This is a genomic window from Geodermatophilus sp. SYSU D00879, assembly GCF_054050375.1.
The window spans coordinates 53,664-68,252 of sequence record NZ_JBJGZF010000001.1 but is presented as its reverse complement, the minus strand read 5'-3'; the positions used below and the strand labels follow the sequence as shown (position 1 = coordinate 68,252).

Annotated in this window: 12 protein-coding genes and 2 pseudogenes; 6 read left to right on the top strand and 8 right to left on the bottom strand. The window is 74.0% G+C overall.

Features of this window, described 5'->3' with window-relative positions; genetic code table 11:
• Positions 1–224 precede the first annotated feature (224 nt).
• Entirely contained in the window at positions 225–1,448 is a 1,224-nt protein-coding gene (locus tag ACI79B_RS00350; RefSeq protein WP_456926105.1) for a polysaccharide pyruvyl transferase family protein, read from the top strand.
• Positions 1,435–2,871, top strand: coding sequence for an FAD-dependent oxidoreductase (locus tag ACI79B_RS00345; RefSeq protein WP_456926482.1), 1,437 nt, complete (start codon positions 1,435–1,437; stop codon positions 2,869–2,871). The genes ACI79B_RS00350 and ACI79B_RS00345 overlap by 14 nt, the downstream gene beginning before the upstream one ends.
• A gap of 143 nt (positions 2,872–3,014) precedes the next feature.
• On the opposite strand, the pseudogene ACI79B_RS00340 reads toward ACI79B_RS00345, so the two are convergent.
• Positions 3,015–3,897, bottom strand: a pseudogene (locus ACI79B_RS00340) (formate dehydrogenase); the annotation flags it as partial.
• A 224-nt stretch (positions 3,898–4,121) separates the two neighbouring features.
• Between ACI79B_RS00340 and ACI79B_RS00335 the strand changes: the two are divergent.
• The 3 genes and pseudogenes from ACI79B_RS00335 (at position 4,122) to ACI79B_RS00325 (ending at position 7,221) form a co-directional block, all read left to right on the top strand.
• Positions 4,122–5,270, top strand: coding sequence for a zinc-dependent alcohol dehydrogenase (locus ACI79B_RS00335; protein ID WP_456926103.1), 1,149 nt, complete (start codon positions 4,122–4,124; stop codon positions 5,268–5,270).
• Between the two features lie 16 nt (positions 5,271–5,286).
• Positions 5,287–5,889: a hypothetical protein gene (locus tag ACI79B_RS00330; protein ID WP_456926102.1), complete on the top strand. Its 603-nt coding sequence runs from the start codon at positions 5,287–5,289 to the stop codon at positions 5,887–5,889.
• 418 nt (positions 5,890–6,307) lie between these two features.
• Positions 6,308–7,221 (top strand): annotated as a pseudogene (locus tag ACI79B_RS00325) (aldo/keto reductase).
• 171 nt (positions 7,222–7,392) lie between these two features.
• On the opposite strand, the gene ACI79B_RS00320 reads toward ACI79B_RS00325, so the two are convergent.
• The 4 genes from ACI79B_RS00320 to ACI79B_RS00305 all read right to left on the bottom strand — a co-directional run bounded on the left by ACI79B_RS00320 (position 7,393) and on the right by ACI79B_RS00305 (position 10,688).
• Positions 7,393–7,635, bottom strand: a complete 243-nt coding sequence (locus tag ACI79B_RS00320; protein ID WP_456926101.1) for a hypothetical protein — start codon at positions 7,633–7,635, stop codon at positions 7,393–7,395.
• Positions 7,636–7,759: 124 nt separating this feature from the next.
• Positions 7,760–8,044, bottom strand: a complete 285-nt coding sequence (locus ACI79B_RS00315) for a DUF2795 domain-containing protein (RefSeq protein ID WP_456926099.1) — start codon at positions 8,042–8,044, stop codon at positions 7,760–7,762.
• 51 nt (positions 8,045–8,095) lie between these two features.
• The gene (locus ACI79B_RS00310) at positions 8,096–8,812 is read right to left on the bottom strand and encodes a 4a-hydroxytetrahydrobiopterin dehydratase (protein WP_456926098.1); all 717 of its coding nucleotides are present in this window, start codon (positions 8,810–8,812) and stop codon (positions 8,096–8,098) included.
• Positions 8,813–9,671: 859 nt separating this feature from the next.
• Complete coding sequence (locus ACI79B_RS00305; RefSeq protein WP_456926097.1) at positions 9,672–10,688, bottom strand: response regulator transcription factor; 1,017 nt, start codon at positions 10,686–10,688, stop codon at positions 9,672–9,674.
• A gap of 209 nt (positions 10,689–10,897) precedes the next feature.
• Between ACI79B_RS00305 and ACI79B_RS00300 the strand changes: the two genes are divergently transcribed.
• Positions 10,898–11,842, top strand: a complete 945-nt coding sequence (locus ACI79B_RS00300) for a LysR family transcriptional regulator (RefSeq protein WP_456926096.1) — start codon at positions 10,898–10,900, stop codon at positions 11,840–11,842.
• Between the two features lie 3 nt (positions 11,843–11,845).
• Here the strand turns inward: ACI79B_RS00300 and ACI79B_RS00295 are convergent, their stop codons facing one another.
• From ACI79B_RS00295 to ACI79B_RS00285, 3 genes are all read right to left on the bottom strand, one after another.
• Positions 11,846–12,202, bottom strand: coding sequence for a hypothetical protein (locus tag ACI79B_RS00295; protein ID WP_456926095.1), 357 nt, complete (start codon positions 12,200–12,202; stop codon positions 11,846–11,848).
• A gap of 189 nt (positions 12,203–12,391) precedes the next feature.
• Positions 12,392–13,333: a hypothetical protein gene (locus ACI79B_RS00290; RefSeq protein ID WP_456926094.1), complete on the bottom strand. Its 942-nt coding sequence runs from the start codon at positions 13,331–13,333 to the stop codon at positions 12,392–12,394.
• A 261-nt stretch (positions 13,334–13,594) separates the two neighbouring features.
• Positions 13,595–13,948 (bottom strand): ANTAR domain-containing protein, encoded by a 354-nt coding sequence (locus tag ACI79B_RS00285; protein ID WP_456926093.1) that lies wholly within the window; start codon positions 13,946–13,948, stop codon positions 13,595–13,597.
• Positions 13,949–14,589 lie beyond the last annotated feature (641 nt).

Genomic DNA, 14,589 nt, shown 5'->3' with positions numbered 1-14,589 from the left:
GCCGGAATCGGTCGATCTGCCGAGTGTGCGCGGGGCTGCCGAGGGGATTCTGGAGACCACACCGTTCCGCTGAGGCAGCCGGCACCCGGCCGGCTCGACGACCACGGACCACGAGGCCCCGCCCTCGATCCTCCCGTCCCTCGGCCGCCTGTCCTGCATCGCGACTCCTGCTCGACGTTCCTCCTTCCCCGACTCACCGGCGACACATCGACAGGAGAACCTGGATGGCGACCATCGGACTGCTCGGTTCCTACGGCGGGCTCAACATCGGCGACGAGGCGATCCTGACCTCGATCCTCGCCACCTGGCGAGAGGCCGTGCCCTTCGCCGAGGTGGTGGTGTTCTCCCGCGACGCCGCGCACACCCGGGACGCTCATCTGGTCGATCGGGTCATCGACGCCCGCCGGGGCCGGTGTGACGCCGTCAACGAGGAGATCGCCGGGCTCGACGTCCTCGTCCTCGGTGGCGGCGGGCTGCTGTACGACAGCGAGGCCACGGAGTACCTCCGGCACGTACGGACGGCCCACCGGAACGGCGTGCCGACGGTCGGATACGCCCTCGGCGTCGGGCCACTCACGACGGCCGAGGACCGCGGCGCCGTACGCGAGGTCGTCTCGGTGATGAACCAGGTGACCGTGCGCGACGAGGAGAGCAGGCGGGTCCTGGAGGAGGTCGGCATCGAGCGGCCCATCGAGGTGGTGGCCGACCCGGCGCTGCTGCTGAGCCCCGCTCCCTTCCCGGCCGACCAACTGGCCCGCGACGGGGTGGACACCTCCGGGCGGCTGATCGCCGTGTCCGTCCGGGAACCGGGGCGAGCGGCACCGGATCTCGCCGTGGACGCCTACCACGCCACCCTGGCCGCGGTCGCCGACTTCGCGGTGCACCGCTACGGCGGCCAGGTGGTGTTCGTCCCCATGGAGCGCGGCGACGTCCGCGAGAGTCATGCGGTGCTGGCCCGCATGACGGCTCCCGACCGCGCGCGGGTCCTCCACGGCACGTACGGGCCCCGCGAGATCCTCGGCCTGATGCAGCACATGGACCTCGCGGTCGGCATGCGGCTGCACTTCCTGGTCTTCGCCGCTCTCTCCGGGGTGCCCTTCCTGCCGTTGCCCTACGCGGGCAAGGTCGCCGACTTCGCGCGGACACTGGGCATCGAGACGCCGGGCAGCCTCGACCGGGACGCCGTGGGGCCGCTGCTGGCGGCCGTCGACCGGCTCTGGGACGAGCGCGAGGCGGACGCCGGACGGGTACGGGCCCGGATCGAGAGGCTCAAGCGCCGGTCGGCCGCCCCGCTGCAGCACGTCCTCGACGTCCTGGCGGGGCCGTCGACGCCCGCGATCACGGGCCGGTCCATCGAGCAGGAGGGAGTCCCGCGTGCCGCCGTTGACCCGGCCGGTCGCAGGGGAGCGGTTGACGTTGCCCCCGCGCTCAGCGTTGCAGGCGGCTGAGGCCGACGTCCTCGTCGTCGGAGGGGGGCCGGCCGGCATCGGTGCTGCGCTGGCGGCTGCCGACGCCGGCGCCGACGTCGTCCTCGTCGAGCGGTACGGGTTCCTCGGCGGCAACGCGACGGCGGCGCTCGTGATGCCGTGGATGTCCTTCCACACCCGCCGTCCGCAGCCGCCGCGGCTGGGCGACGTGAGCCTGTTCCCCACCGACCACGGCGAGGGAGAGCCCGTCGTCGCGGGCAAGCACATCGAGGTCATCGACCGGCTGGTGCAGGCCGACGGCGCGGTGCTGCCGTCGCCGGACACCGGGTACACCGTCCCCTTCGACCCCGAGGTCTTCAAGCAGGTGGCCCTGGACCTGCTCGACGGCGCGGGTGTCCGGTACCTGCTGCACGCCTTCGCCAGCGGGGTCCGGACACCGGGCCGGGCCGGCGAGGTGGTGTTCGAGACCAAGTCCGGGCCGGTCGTCGTGAGCGCCCGCGTGACGGTCGACTGCACGGGGGACGGCGACGTCGCCGCGGCTGCGGGAGCGCCGTTCGAGATCGGCCGTGAGAGCGACGGACTGGTGCAGCCGATGACGCTGATGTTCCGTGTCGTGGGCTTCGACCCGGGACCCTTCGAGCGCTACGTCGCCGACCACCCCGACCAGTGGCGCAGCGTCCACGGGCTCTGGGACCTGGTGGAGGAAGCGACCGCAGCGGGCGACCTGGACCTGCCCCGCGAGGACGTCCTCTTCTTCAACTCGGCGCACCCGGGTGAGGTCGCCGTCAACTCGACACGGGTCACACAGGTCTTCGGCACCGACGTCTTCGACCTCACCCGCGCCGAGGCGGTCAGCCACCGGCAGATGTCCCAGATCGCGGCCTTCCTCCGGGACTACGTGCCCGGCTTCGCCGGCTCCTACGTCGCCCAGAGCGGCGTGCAGGTCGGCGTCCGGGAGACGCGGCGGATCCTGGGCGACTACGTGCTCACGGGCGAGGACATCCTGAGCGCACGGAAGTTCGACGACGTGATCGCGCGCGGCACCTACCCGGTCGACATCCACAACCCCAACGGCAGGGGAACCGTGCTGCGGTCGGTGCCTCCCGGGGACGCGTACGACGTCCCCCTGCGCTGCCTGCTGCCACGGGACGTCGACGACCTCCTGACGGCCGGGCGCTGCATCTCCGGCACCCACGAGGCCCACTCCTCCTACCGGGTCACGCCCACCGCCATGGCCACCGGCCAGGCCGCCGGGGTCTGCGCGGCGCTCGCGGCCGCCGCGGGCCGGGCGCCCCGGGAGGTGGAGATCGCCGCCGTGCAGGCGGAGCTGGTCCGGCAGGGCGCCGACCTGGGGGGCCGCGGGGAAGACGGGGCGTGCCCCTCGAGCGGGGTGTCGTGCGGTGATCCGGCGGGGCGACCGGGCCGGTGGCTCCGCGGTTCGTAGCCGGGCAGGGTCGTGACGGCGAAGTCAGGGACGTCGTGGCCTGTCCACCGCCCCTGGTCGGGGTCCCACCAGACCAGCTTCTCGCGCTCGCTCCACGGCCGTCCGTCGAGCTCGGCCGAGGCGCGGTCGTACAGCAGCCGGCGGTTGGCCGGCCAGGTCCGGCCCCGCTCCGGGTCGTGCGGGCCGGGAACGCCGCACACCCGCTCGACCATCTCCGGGCTGTACCGGGAGAAGTGCCGCTCGAGGACCTGGAAGCCGCAGCGGGGGTGCTCGAGCCTCGGGTCCTGGGCGATCCCGCCCGCTGCTCCCTCGATCGGCGGCCCGCCCGTGCCGGTCTCCACGGGGGCGGTCTGGCGCTGGCCGGCGCCCTCGTAGTCCCAGGTCGTGGTGTCGTAGCTGCCGGTGGCGGGGGCGTAGCCGCTGAACAGGCCGTCGAGGTCCTCGGTGTCGGCGAGCCCTCGTCCACGAGGAACGCGGCATTCGTGTACGCCGTGACGTACTCCCGGAAGTCCAACTCGTTGCTCAGCACGTGGTTGACGACGCCGCCCAGTAAGGCGGTGTCGGTACCCGCGGTTCCGGACGTACTGGTCGGCGTGCGCGCTGTTGCGGGCCCGTCGTGCGGCGTAGCGCGTCGCCCTGGTCGTCGGTGTCCTGCCAGCCGCGGCGCCGGGTGTCGAGCACGCGGTCGGCCACCGTGTCCATCGCGGTGTGCAGCGGCAGGTCGGTCCACTCGGTGGCGTACGGCGCCCGGTGGCGGACCTTCCGCTCGCGCCGCAGTCCGGTGACCGGCTGGAGGCGGGCCGACCCCTTGGGACACAGCCGCCCTCGGGGCACCGGGGAGTCGGGGTCGCCCTCGATCTGCACGACCCGCCCGGCGTCGGCGAGGACCGGCTGGGCGCAGCGGACGGCGCGGCAGCGGCAGACCGACCTCGCGGGCGCCCGGGGCGTGTCGGTGCGGGGGTGCAGGGCCCTCGACCGCGGGGACCGCCCCGCGGCACCACGGGCCAGGCGGTCGGGTCCGGTCAGCTCTCAGCGGTGCGAACGTCTGAGCCCATCGGAGCGGGACCGGGGGACGGCGGGCATTGGTAGATCTGCCGATCTTTCGGCGGAACCCCGCGGCGAGTCCGGATGTGCGGTGGCCGCGGTGGGACAGCCGACGCAGAGTCAGGGGGCCGGTGAGCAGAGCCGGCCACTGGGCGCCGCGCAGTGCTCTCAGGAGCCCCGGGGCCCGCGCGCCAGGAGGCGACCGGATGCGAGCAATGGTGTACCGAGGTCCCTACAAGGTCAGGGTGGAGGAGAAGCCCCGGCCGAAGATCGAGCATCCCAACGACGCGATCGTCCGGGTGCAGCTCGCCGCGATCTGCGGCTCCGACCTGCACCTCTACCACGGCATGATGCCGGACACCCGGATCGGCCACACCTTCGGCCACGAGTTCATCGGCGTCGTCGACGAGGTCGGGTCGTCAGTGCGGAACCTCTCCGTCGGCGACCGGGTGATGGTGCCGTTCAACATCTTCTGCGGCACCTGCTGGTACTGCGCGCGAGGTCTGTACTCCAACTGCCACAACGTCAACCCGAACGCCACGGCCGTCGGCGGCATCTACGGCTACTCCCACACGACCGGCGGGTACGACGGCGGCCAGTCCGAGTTCGTCCGGGTGCCGTTCGCCGATGTCGGCCCGTCCAAGATCCCGGACTGGATGGCCGACGAGGACGCGGTCCTGCTCACCGACGCCACGGCGACCGGCTACTTCGGGGCGCAGCTCGGCGACATCGTCGAGGGCGACGTCGTCATCGTGTTCGGCGCCGGACCGGTCGGACTCGTGGCGGCGAAGTCGGCCTGGCTGATGGGCGCCGGCCGGGTCATCGTCATCGACCACCTGGACCACCGGCTGGAGAAGGCCCGCACCTTCGCCCACGCCGAGACCTACAACTTCACCGAGTACGGCGACATCGTCCTGGAGATGAAGAAGACCACCGACTGGCTCGGGGCCGACGTCGCCATCGACGCCGTGGGCGCCGAGGCGGACGGCAACTTCCTCCAGCACGTCACCTCGTCGAAGCTCAAGCTGCAGGGCGGCTCCCCGGTGGCGCTGAACTGGGCGATCGACTCCGTCCGCAAGGGCGCGACGATCTCGGTGATGGGCGCCTACGGCCCACTGTTCAGCGCCGTCAAGTTCGGCGACGCGATGAACAAGGGCCTGACGATCCACACCAACCAGGCCCCGGTCAAGCGGCAGTGGCCGCGGCTGTTCGAGCACGTGCGCAACGGCTACCTCAAGCCCAGCGAGCTGGTCACCCACCGGGTGCCCCTCGAGGACATCGCCGAGGGCTACCACATCTTCTCGGCCAAGCTCGACGGAATCATCAAGCCCCTCGTCGTCCCGACCGCGGCGTGAGCGACAGGAGAACCCGATGACGTACACACCGCACAAGCCCCCGATCGCCGAGTCGCCCGACGAGCTGAGGAAGCGCATCCCCGGCTGGGGCGTGGACCTCGATCCCAAGGACCGGCCGTCGGTGCCGAAGCTCCAGTTCCAGGAGGACTTCACCGGCGCGCACTGGGAGTTCCCGGAGCGGCAGCCGGAGAAGTACCCGCGCGAGCGCTCGGTCGAGCACGGGATGCTCACCCCGGTCTTCGGGACCGCCCAGCCGCCGTCGGGCGTCGCGGGTGTCATCCGTCGCTACGCCTACCACTACAGCGAGGGCCGCACGGCGCACTGGCTGCTGCTCATCCTCGCCGACCGGGTGGATGCGTGGGAGCACCACCTGAAGTCGCTGCTGACGCTGCACCCGGACAACCCGATCACCGAGACCGGGGTGAAGGCCGAGTTCACCCACCACGGCCTGCGGTCGCGCGTCGGGCAGCACCGCACGGACCTCAAGCACCAGGTACTCGACCCGGTGATCGTCGGTGGCCCGTGGATCGCCGCGGCGGGGGCGGTCTACGCCGGTGCCCGGAGCGTGTCGAGGTCGCTGGCGCGCGTCGGGTCCGACGGGCAGCGGCCGGTGCACTGAGCCGGCGACGGCTCGCCCCGGGCCACGGACGGACCAGCGCGACCCGGGGAACGGCACGCCGTCGGACGGGTGCCGAACCGTTGGCCCACCCCGCGGTCCTCGAGGCCGCGCCCGCCCGGTCCCGCCCCGCGCGACGCGGGGCGGGGCGGGACCGGTGTGGGACGACGGCGCCCGTGAACTGCTCCGGGTGGACACCCCCGGGCAGGTCCGGTGGGGCCCGGGTCGACGCGCCCGACGGCGTGCGCGACGTGGCGGTGCGGCCGGGAGCGGTTTCCGCCTGCTCACCCCGGACGGCGCGGTGAGCGTCCTGCGGGACCTGGAGGGGGGCTGGCCGGATGTGCGGCGCCTGCGACCGCGCCGGCCGCTGCGTCGCCGCCTGCCGGGCGAGATCGGCAGGACTGCCCGCGGAGGAGCCCCCATGACCGCGTCCACGATCCGCGCCGTGACCCTGCCCGACGGCACCGCCGCCCCGGCCCTCGGCATGGGCACCTGGTACCTCGGTGAGGACCCAGGCAGGAACGACATCGAGCTGGACGCCCTCCGCACGGGCATCGACATCGGCCTGACGCTGGTCGACACCGCCGAGATGTACGGCGACGGCGCCGCCGAGGAACTCGTCGGCCGGGCGATCGCGGGCCGGCGGGACGACGTCTTCCTGGTCAGCGAGGTGCTGCCGCACCACGCCACGCGCCAGGGCACGGTGGACGCCTGCCAGCGGAGCCTGCGCCGACTGGGCACCGACCGCCTGGACCTGTACCTGCTGCCCTGGCGCGGCGGGTCCCGGTCGAGGAGACCGTCGCCGCGTTCGAGTCGCTGGTCTCCCGCGGGCTGATCCGTGCCTGGGGCGTGAGCAACGTCGACGTCCCCGGCCCCGACCAGCTGGTCGGGCTTCCCGGCGACGACCGGGTCGAGACCGACCAGGTGCTCTACGACCTCGCCCGGCGCGGCCCCGAGTACGACCCGATCCCCTGGTGCCGCGGCAGGCGCATGCCCCTGATGGCGTACTCGCCCGTCGACCACAGCAGGCTCCTCGAGCACCGGGCCGTCCGAGACCTGGCCGCGGAGAAGGGGGTCACCCCGGCCCAGCCGGCCATCGCGTGGGTGCTGCGGCTGCCCGACGTGTTCGCCGTCGCCAAGGCCTCGACCCGCGCGCACGTCGTCGAGAACCGCGCGGCGCTGGAGATCGGCTTCAGCCAGGCGGAGCCGGACCGGCTCGACCGGCTCTTCCCCCCGCCGTCCGGCGAGGTCCGCTCGACGTCCTGTAGGACCGGCCGACGAGCCGATCACGAGGGCCTGCCTCACGAGCCGCAGCCGGCGGGTTCCTCGTCGTGATCACGGGGCCGGTCCGGGGGGCGCCACGCCCACTCGACGCAGGAGTGGGGAGCAGGTCTTCCCGTCGCGTGGTGTCGACGAGCCCCTGCAGGAGGGCGGTGTGCCGGTGCTCGGTCGATGCTGGGCAGGACGGCGGCCCCGCAGCCAGTGACTGCTGCGGGGCCGCCGTGCTCAGACGAGTCCCTCGTTGTGGGGCTCGATGCTGGCCGAGGGGTCCACCCCCTCGTCGGCGTCCGGCTGGACAGGGCCCTCACCCGGCTCGGAACCGGAGCCGGCGGCGGTGTTCCGGGAGGACCGCTCCGGATCGGTCACGTCGGTGGTCGTCGGCGCCTGACCGATGCGCTTGGCGGCATCTCCGGTCCCGGTCTCCTCCAGCTCTGATTCGCTCACGACTCCTCCATCCAGGTCGTTCATCCAGGTCGTTCGACGTCGGTGATCACGCAGTGGGCTCCACGAGTTCCTCGGGCTCGTGGGACGGCTGGCCGGACGGTGACGTTCGGAGGGCCGGCCGGCGCGGTGACGTGGCCGGCGACCGGTCCTACCGGGGCTCGCGCATGTGCTCGGCGACCCCCGCGGGGGCACGGGTGCGGGCCTGCTCGGCCGCCCGGCTCGCCGATCGGCCGGCGCCGGGGTCGACGCGCACCGACCGCGCGACCTCCGCACGGCTGCGGTACTCGACCGGCGGGATGGCCCGGAGGCTGCGGACCACCGCCTCGGGTGCGCCCGCCCGCTCGGCGGCGGCGACCAGCGCCTCCTTGCCGGCCGGGTAGTCGACGTCCTGCAGGTAGTGCAGGACGTCCTCAGGGGTGAGCGGATCGGTCACGGTGGTTGCCTTCCGACTGGTGGTCGTGGGTGTCCGGCGCCCGAGGGCGGCTCAGCCGTGGGACCCGACCGCGGCGATGGCCGCGTCGATCCGCCGGGCGAGTTCGAGGTCCATGTCGGTCACGCGGTCGAGCGAGTGCGTCCAGACCTCGAAGGTGACCGTGTCCTGCAGTTGCTCGACGCGCGCGTGGTGGGTCATGTCCTGCTCGGCGCGGGCGACGGCGTCGCGCAGGGGTCGCTGCCGCTCGGGCGGGAGCACGACGGTGCGTCGCAGGCGGTGTTCGTCGCCCTCCCAGCCCTCCAGGGCGGTGAGCGCGCGGTCGATCTCGTCCTGCTCGAGCAGCCGCGGGGTCAGCCCGATCGGCACCCCGGAACCGCGGGGCGGAACGCCCTGGTCGATCGGTGCGAACAGCTCCTCACCGTCCGGCAGCCGCTCCGCGAGGACGCCGGCCACCTCTGGTTCGGAGGCGGCCAGCGTCGACAGGACCGCCTGGGTGTAGAAGCGGGCCCGCTCGGCCGGGCAGCCGGACCCCGCGCTCACCGCGGAGACCAGGGCGGTGCTGCTGTCGGGGTGCAGACCCGCGCCCCGGACCTCGGCGGCACCCCGGAGGGAGCCGGGCAGGACCGCGGCCAGCCGGTCGCGGTCGGGCTCGTCCAGCGAGGCGGCCACGGCGGCGACGACCGCTTCCACCGCCCGCCGGGCCTCCTCGGTGTCGGCTGCGCCGACCTGTGCTCCCGCGGCCTGGATCAACGTCGCGTACTGGATCACCGGGCTACTCCTGACCTGCTGCCGTCCTGGTCCTCCGGTCGTCGGCCGCTGCCTGGGCGGCGGGTCCAGGCCATCGGCCCGACCAGCTCCCGGGTACTCCTGCGGCAGCCGGGAGAGGACGTCGTCGAATTCTCCGGGTGCGACCGCCTCCCGCACCGTGGTCAGGACGGCGGCGGCCCCGTCGGGCGCCGGTCGTGGGGATTCCGTCGTCCGACCGCGGCTCCGACGTTAGGACCGGTCACGACTCGCGGACATCGGTCGATCGACCGATCCGGCCTCCGGTCCCGGGGTCCCACCACGGCTGCCCGCGCGGGGAGGCGACACGCAGCGGCGGCTCCGCGCCGCGACCGCACGCCGGCAGGCTGTTCACGACGGACGCGCCGGACGTGACCGCCCGACCCGCGTCTCCCGTGTCGGGGACCGTTGCGGAGACCGGGATGTCCGGTCAGCCGCTAGTCGTCTGCACCCGGCCGAGAGCCGTCCGTGCCCCGGGCCCCGGGTTCCTCTCGGGTGCGCCCAGGGCCGACGGCCGGAGCGGCGCCGCCCAGTTCCTTGCTCACCGTCGGATCGGCGTCGTCGGGCTGGGGCACCCGCGGGTCGTCCGGGGGCCGGATCTCCACCTCGTCGGCAGCCGCGGGTGCGTCGTCCTGCGGAGGGATGGTTCCGCCGTCCATGCCGTGGGGGTACCCCGAGCCGCCGCCGGGACCCGAGCCGCCGGCCGAGATCGGCAGACCTGCCGATGCCCGTCGGTCGCCCGGCGGACCGGGACCGGACCCCGCCGGTCGTCGGTCGTCCCTTCTCCCCGGCGCCCACGTGGCCGGGACCGTCCCGTGCTCCGGCCGTGAGTCCTCGGCCGAGTTCAGCGCCGGCCACCCGCGCCCGTTCCCGCCGGGACGTAGAGGCCCGCCCTCTCGGCGCGCACGGCGGCGAGCGTCCTCGAGGGAGCCCCCAGCTTGGCGAGGATGTGCTCCAGGTGCGCGGCGACCGTCCGCGGGGCCACCACGAGGGCCCGGGCGATCTCCTGGTTGGAGTCCCCCTCGACCAGCAGCCCGAGGACCTCCAGCTCCCGGGGCGTGAGCCCGCGCAGGTCGCCGCCCGGGGAGAGCAGCACCAGCCCGGACAGCACGTGGGACACGTCGTCCGTGCCCGTCAGGACCGTCACGCGGACATGGCCGTCCGGGGCGTGCCGGCCACCGCGCGGCCACAGGAAGGACGCGTACACCTGGCCGCTCCGGACGGCGGCGCGGGCGGCGTCCAGGGCGGGAGAGCCTCTCGCGAGCAGCGCGTCGTCGCCGAGACCCGGGAACGGGGCGGTGCCACCGTCCCTGCAGAGCACCACGCCGGCCGCGGCACCCTGGACCATGCGTGCGGCGGTGAGCAGCGAGTCCATCGGGTCGATGCCGCGGGCGAGGATGGGGGCGAACTGCGCCAGGCGGCGCCGGACGGCCTCCGGCGGCGGCCGGGTGTCGGCGGAGAGCAGCGCCAGGTACCCGACGTGGCGCTGCCCCGGTACGAACAGTCCCACGGTGAGGGCCTCGTGGTAGCCGGCGGGGGTGAGGCACTCGGCCCACGTCGGCAGGTCCTTGGCGGAACGGGGGAAGTCCGACGGGCTCAGCGGTGGGCGGGCGCGACAGGCTCCGGTCACCTCGATGTCGTGCGCCGTCGCCGGACCGCTGAGGTACCGGACGGTGCTCCGGTCCAGCGAGGTGCTGGCCAGGGAGGAGTAGCCGTTGCCCAGCGGGTCGGCCAGCGCCACCCACGAGGCGTCGAAGGGGATGTGGCAGCCCAGTTCGTGCAGCAGCGCCTGGGCGCGTGCAGGGAGCAGTCCCGGAGTGGCGGCGATCTCCGCGAGGCGGAGAGCCGGGGCCTCGGTCATGTCGCTTCACCAGTCCAGGGCCTGCGCGGTCGGACGGAGCCGTCGAGGACGGCCGCGGCCCTGGACGAGGCTGACCGGGCTACAGCTGTACATACCGACCCGACCAGGGGAGCAACCCGTGACCCCGTGACCGGAAACCTCGGTGGTCGGAGTCGTCGCCACCGCCACCACGGCCCGTGGACGGCACGGTTTCCGCAGTAAGATCCACCATGGAGTTGCGCCAACTGCGCTACTTCCTGGCGGTGGCTGAGGAGGGGCGCTTCAGTCGGGCCGCGAAACGGCTCCACATGGCTGCTCCGTCGCTCTCGCAGCAGATCCGCGCGCTGGAGCGGGAGCTCCGGGTCCCGTTGTTCGAGCGGACCCCGGAAGCGGCCCGGCTGACCTTCGCCGGCGTCGTCCTGGTCGAGCGGGCCCGGATCATCCTGGCGGAGGTGGACCGGGCGCTGGCTGACGCGCGCGCCGCCGGAGCGGACTCCCGCGAGCGACTGACCCTGCGGGTGGCCACCATGGCCGACCTCGTCCTCGCCGGCCCGCTGCGGCACGCCGCGCTGGCGATCGACGGGATCGAGGTGTCGGTGAGCTCCGCCCGGGGGGACGACGCCGTCGAGGCCGTCCGCCAGGGCAGGGCGGACGCGGCGATCGTCTGGAGCCGGTCCTACCCGCAGCGGGACCTCGCCGGCGTGGTGCTGGGTTCGGTCGTCCTCGGCGTCGTGCTCCCGCTCGGGCACGCGTTGAGCGGCGCGGTCACGGTGCCGGTGGCCGCGCTCGCCGACGAGGTGTTGGTGATGTTCCCTCGGGAGCCGTTCGCCGGGACGTGGGACCGGTCCGTGGACCACGTGTTCCCCGCCGGGGCCGCGCGCGACCACGTCGTCATCGAACCCGACCTGCTGAACGCGCCGGAGGCGGTGCTGCGCGCGGTCGGAGCCGGCACCGGCGTCGCCCTGAGCATCCTCGGGCTCGTCGATCACCTGGGGATCGAGGGGATCACGGTGCGGCCTCTCGTTCCGGCGTTGACGTGGGACCTGGAGGTGGTCTGGCGGGCACCGGCCACCCCTGCCGTCCGCAGGCTCGTCGACTTCCTCGTCGAGTCGTCCCGGGACCCGCAGACGCTCATCGAGGCGACGCGTCGTGCCGGCGACGGCCGGCGGCAGTGACGGTCAGGGCCTGAGGACCACCTTCCTCGCACCCGTCCTGCTTGTGCTTGGAGACGTCGTAGCCGTGCGGCGCCTGGCCGGCGGCAGCCGGTGGGTGGTCACCCGGGTGGGGTCGATCTCGCCGCGCTCGATGCGCTCGAGCAGCGGGCGCACGTACCGCTGGACGTGGCACTGACCGGTCTTCAGGGTCAGGGAGCGGTTCATCCAGGAGCCGGCCGGGAACTCGTCGACGAAGCCGCCGTACACGCCGACGACCGAGACGATGCCCCCGCTGCGGCAGGAGGTGATGGCCTGGCGCAGGACGTGCGGCCGGTCCGTCTCGGACCGGACGGCCTGCTCGGCCCGGTCGTAGAGCTGCACGTGGGCGGCGCCGTGGTGACCACGTGGCGGATCCAGGGCGGGGCGATGAGGCCGATGCGCATGGGACGTCCTGGAGACGGGGCGGCGCAGGGGCGTCGCCGGTGGAACGGGACTGTCCGCGATGACAGCCGGTCGCTCGGCCGGCAACCATCGGCAGAGCGACCGATTCCGGGCCGGCGCCGGACCCGCTCAGGTCGCTCCCGTCACCCCGGGCGGGATGCGCAACCCGCCGCGCAGGGCGCGCACCGCGGCGGCCGTGAGGTCGCTGGTCCCCAGGGCGACCAGGCTCCGCCCCAGGGAGTCCGCCACCGCCTCCGCGGCCACGTGGAGCGACTGCGCGAGGGCCAGGATGCCGGTGACGCCCTCGATCACGAGGCCCAGGACACGGAGGTCCAGGACGGTGAGGCCGTGCAGGTCGCCCGGTGCACCCAGGAGCACCGCGGCGGAGAGGTGGTCGAGGTCCGGGCGGGCGAAGTCGAGCGCGGTGACCCGGATCAGCTGCTCGCCACCGGTCCCCGGTGCCGGGGCGAGGAACGAGGTGTACGCGCCGCTGACGGCCAGCTCGTCAGCGGCGACCCCGAGGATCGGTGAATCCGGCGTCAACAGACGGTGGTCGGGCAGACCCGGCAGCGGCAGGACGTCGCCTCCGCGGGTGAGCACGACGCCGGCGCCGGCGTTCACGACGATGCGGGCGCTCTCGGCGATGTCCCGGGTCCGGTCCAGGTCGTCGGCGATCACCGTGGTGACGGCCGCGACGACCCGGCGATCGGCCTCTCTCGGTCGCGAGGGATCGGCGGAGAGCAGGCTGAGGAAGCCGACGTGCCGCCCGTCCGTCGTGAACAGCCCGGCCGCCAGACCCTGGCGGAAGCCGGCCGGGAGCAGGTGGTCGGCCCACGCGCGGACCTCGGACAGGGGACTCGGGATGTCGCTGGCCAGCATCGGCGGACGGCGCCGGTGCAGGCCGAGCCGCTCCACCTCCTCGTCGGCCTCCGGACGGCCGAAGTAGGCGACGAGCGCCTCGGCCGGACCGGTGGTCGCCAGCGGGACGTGGGTCTGCCGCTCGGGGTCGCGTACGGCGAGCCAGCCGGCGTCGAAGGCCAGGATCCGCCCGAGCTGCTGCAGGTGCTCCACAGCCCGTTCCTGCACGGTGGCGGACGACGCGACGACGCCCACGACCTCCGACCACACACGCTGGAGCCGCGGTTCGCTCCCGCTCATCACAGCTCACCCTCCCTCACTCACGGGTGGACGTACAGCCCGAGGCGTTCGGCACGGTCAGCGGCACGGGTTCGCGTCGGTGCCGCCGGCCCGGCCGGGGGCGTGCCCCACACGTGCGCCCTCCGGCGACTCGAGCGCAGGAGCGTCGGCGGCCGCCGTCCTGACGGGCACGTGTCACAGACTCCCCGTGTAGATCACCGTCTCGGCCAGCACTCGCACCTTGACGTTGCTGTTCTGGCTGTGCGTCGCGAGCATCGCGAAGGCCTGATCGGCCGTGAGCTGGCGCTGGCACATCAGGATGCCGATCGCGATGCCGATCTGCCGGTTTGTGGCCAGCGCCTGCTCCAGGCTGGCCGCCCTGTCCTCCGCCGATCGGACCCGCGCGTGCAGCTGGTCGAGTTCGGCGAGGACGGCGAGGCGGTGCACGGGCGCGGCCGGCGCCTCCCCTGACGGGTCGACGGTCATCGTCTCCTGGTCCTCCTGCTGTGCGACCGGTGTGCGGATGGGCCGGCGCGTCGTCGCCTGCACGCGGTGGACCTCTCCTGCGACGGACGCCAGGGTGCGGGCGCGTTCCGGCGTCCGGCATCGGCAGAGCGACCGATCCGCGCGTCCGGGGTGGGCGGGACGGGGTCCGGCCCGTCGACGTCCGGCGCCCCACGAGCGACCTGGACCTCGACGGGTCCACCGTCGTGCCCGCCGACCGGCCCCCGGCACTGCGAGCGGTAGGCGGCGAGGACGGCGCGGCCGGCCGCGCCGCGGAGCACCTCGTCCCGGCTGACGATGCCGAGCCCCCACAGGGGCGCGCCGGCCGACGTGGCGACGGCGACGTCGCCGAAGACGGCCTCGTCGAGGCACGCCTGCGGGCCGTAGGTGATGCCCAGGCCCCGCTGCACCATGGTCAGGACGCCGAACCACTCGTCGACCTCCAACCGGACCTGCCGGGGGATGCCCCGGTCGGCGCGGGGCAGGGCGACGAACCACGCCCTCTCGCCGGCCGGCATCGACGGCTCCGATGGCACGTGGGAGGGACAGCGGCGGGGGAGGGGCCAGGAGCACCGGAGCGTCCGGTGCCTGGCGGTGCGCGTCCCTGGACGGGCCCTTCGGCAGGATGACCGATGGAGATGCCGCCCCGGGGCGAGTAGGTCATGAGGGGACCACGCCACTCCCGG

Bases quoted from the DNA above. Each gene is read 5' to 3' on its own strand.
- ACI79B_RS00305 (WP_456926097.1), bottom strand. From the start codon at position 10,688: ATGACCGAGGCCCCGGCTCTCCGCCTCGCGGAGATCGCCGCCACTCCG.
- ACI79B_RS00320 (WP_456926101.1), bottom strand. From the start codon at position 7,635: ATGAACGACCTGGATGGAGGAGTCGTGAGCGAATCAGAGCTGGAGGAG.
- ACI79B_RS00300 (WP_456926096.1), top strand. From the start codon at position 10,898: ATGGAGTTGCGCCAACTGCGCTACTTCCTGGCGGTGGCTGAGGAGGGG.
- ACI79B_RS00350 (WP_456926105.1), top strand. From the start codon at position 225: ATGGCGACCATCGGACTGCTCGGTTCCTACGGCGGGCTCAACATCGGC.
- ACI79B_RS00330 (WP_456926102.1), top strand. From the start codon at position 5,287: ATGACGTACACACCGCACAAGCCCCCGATCGCCGAGTCGCCCGACGAG.
- ACI79B_RS00335 (WP_456926103.1), top strand. From the start codon at position 4,122: ATGCGAGCAATGGTGTACCGAGGTCCCTACAAGGTCAGGGTGGAGGAG.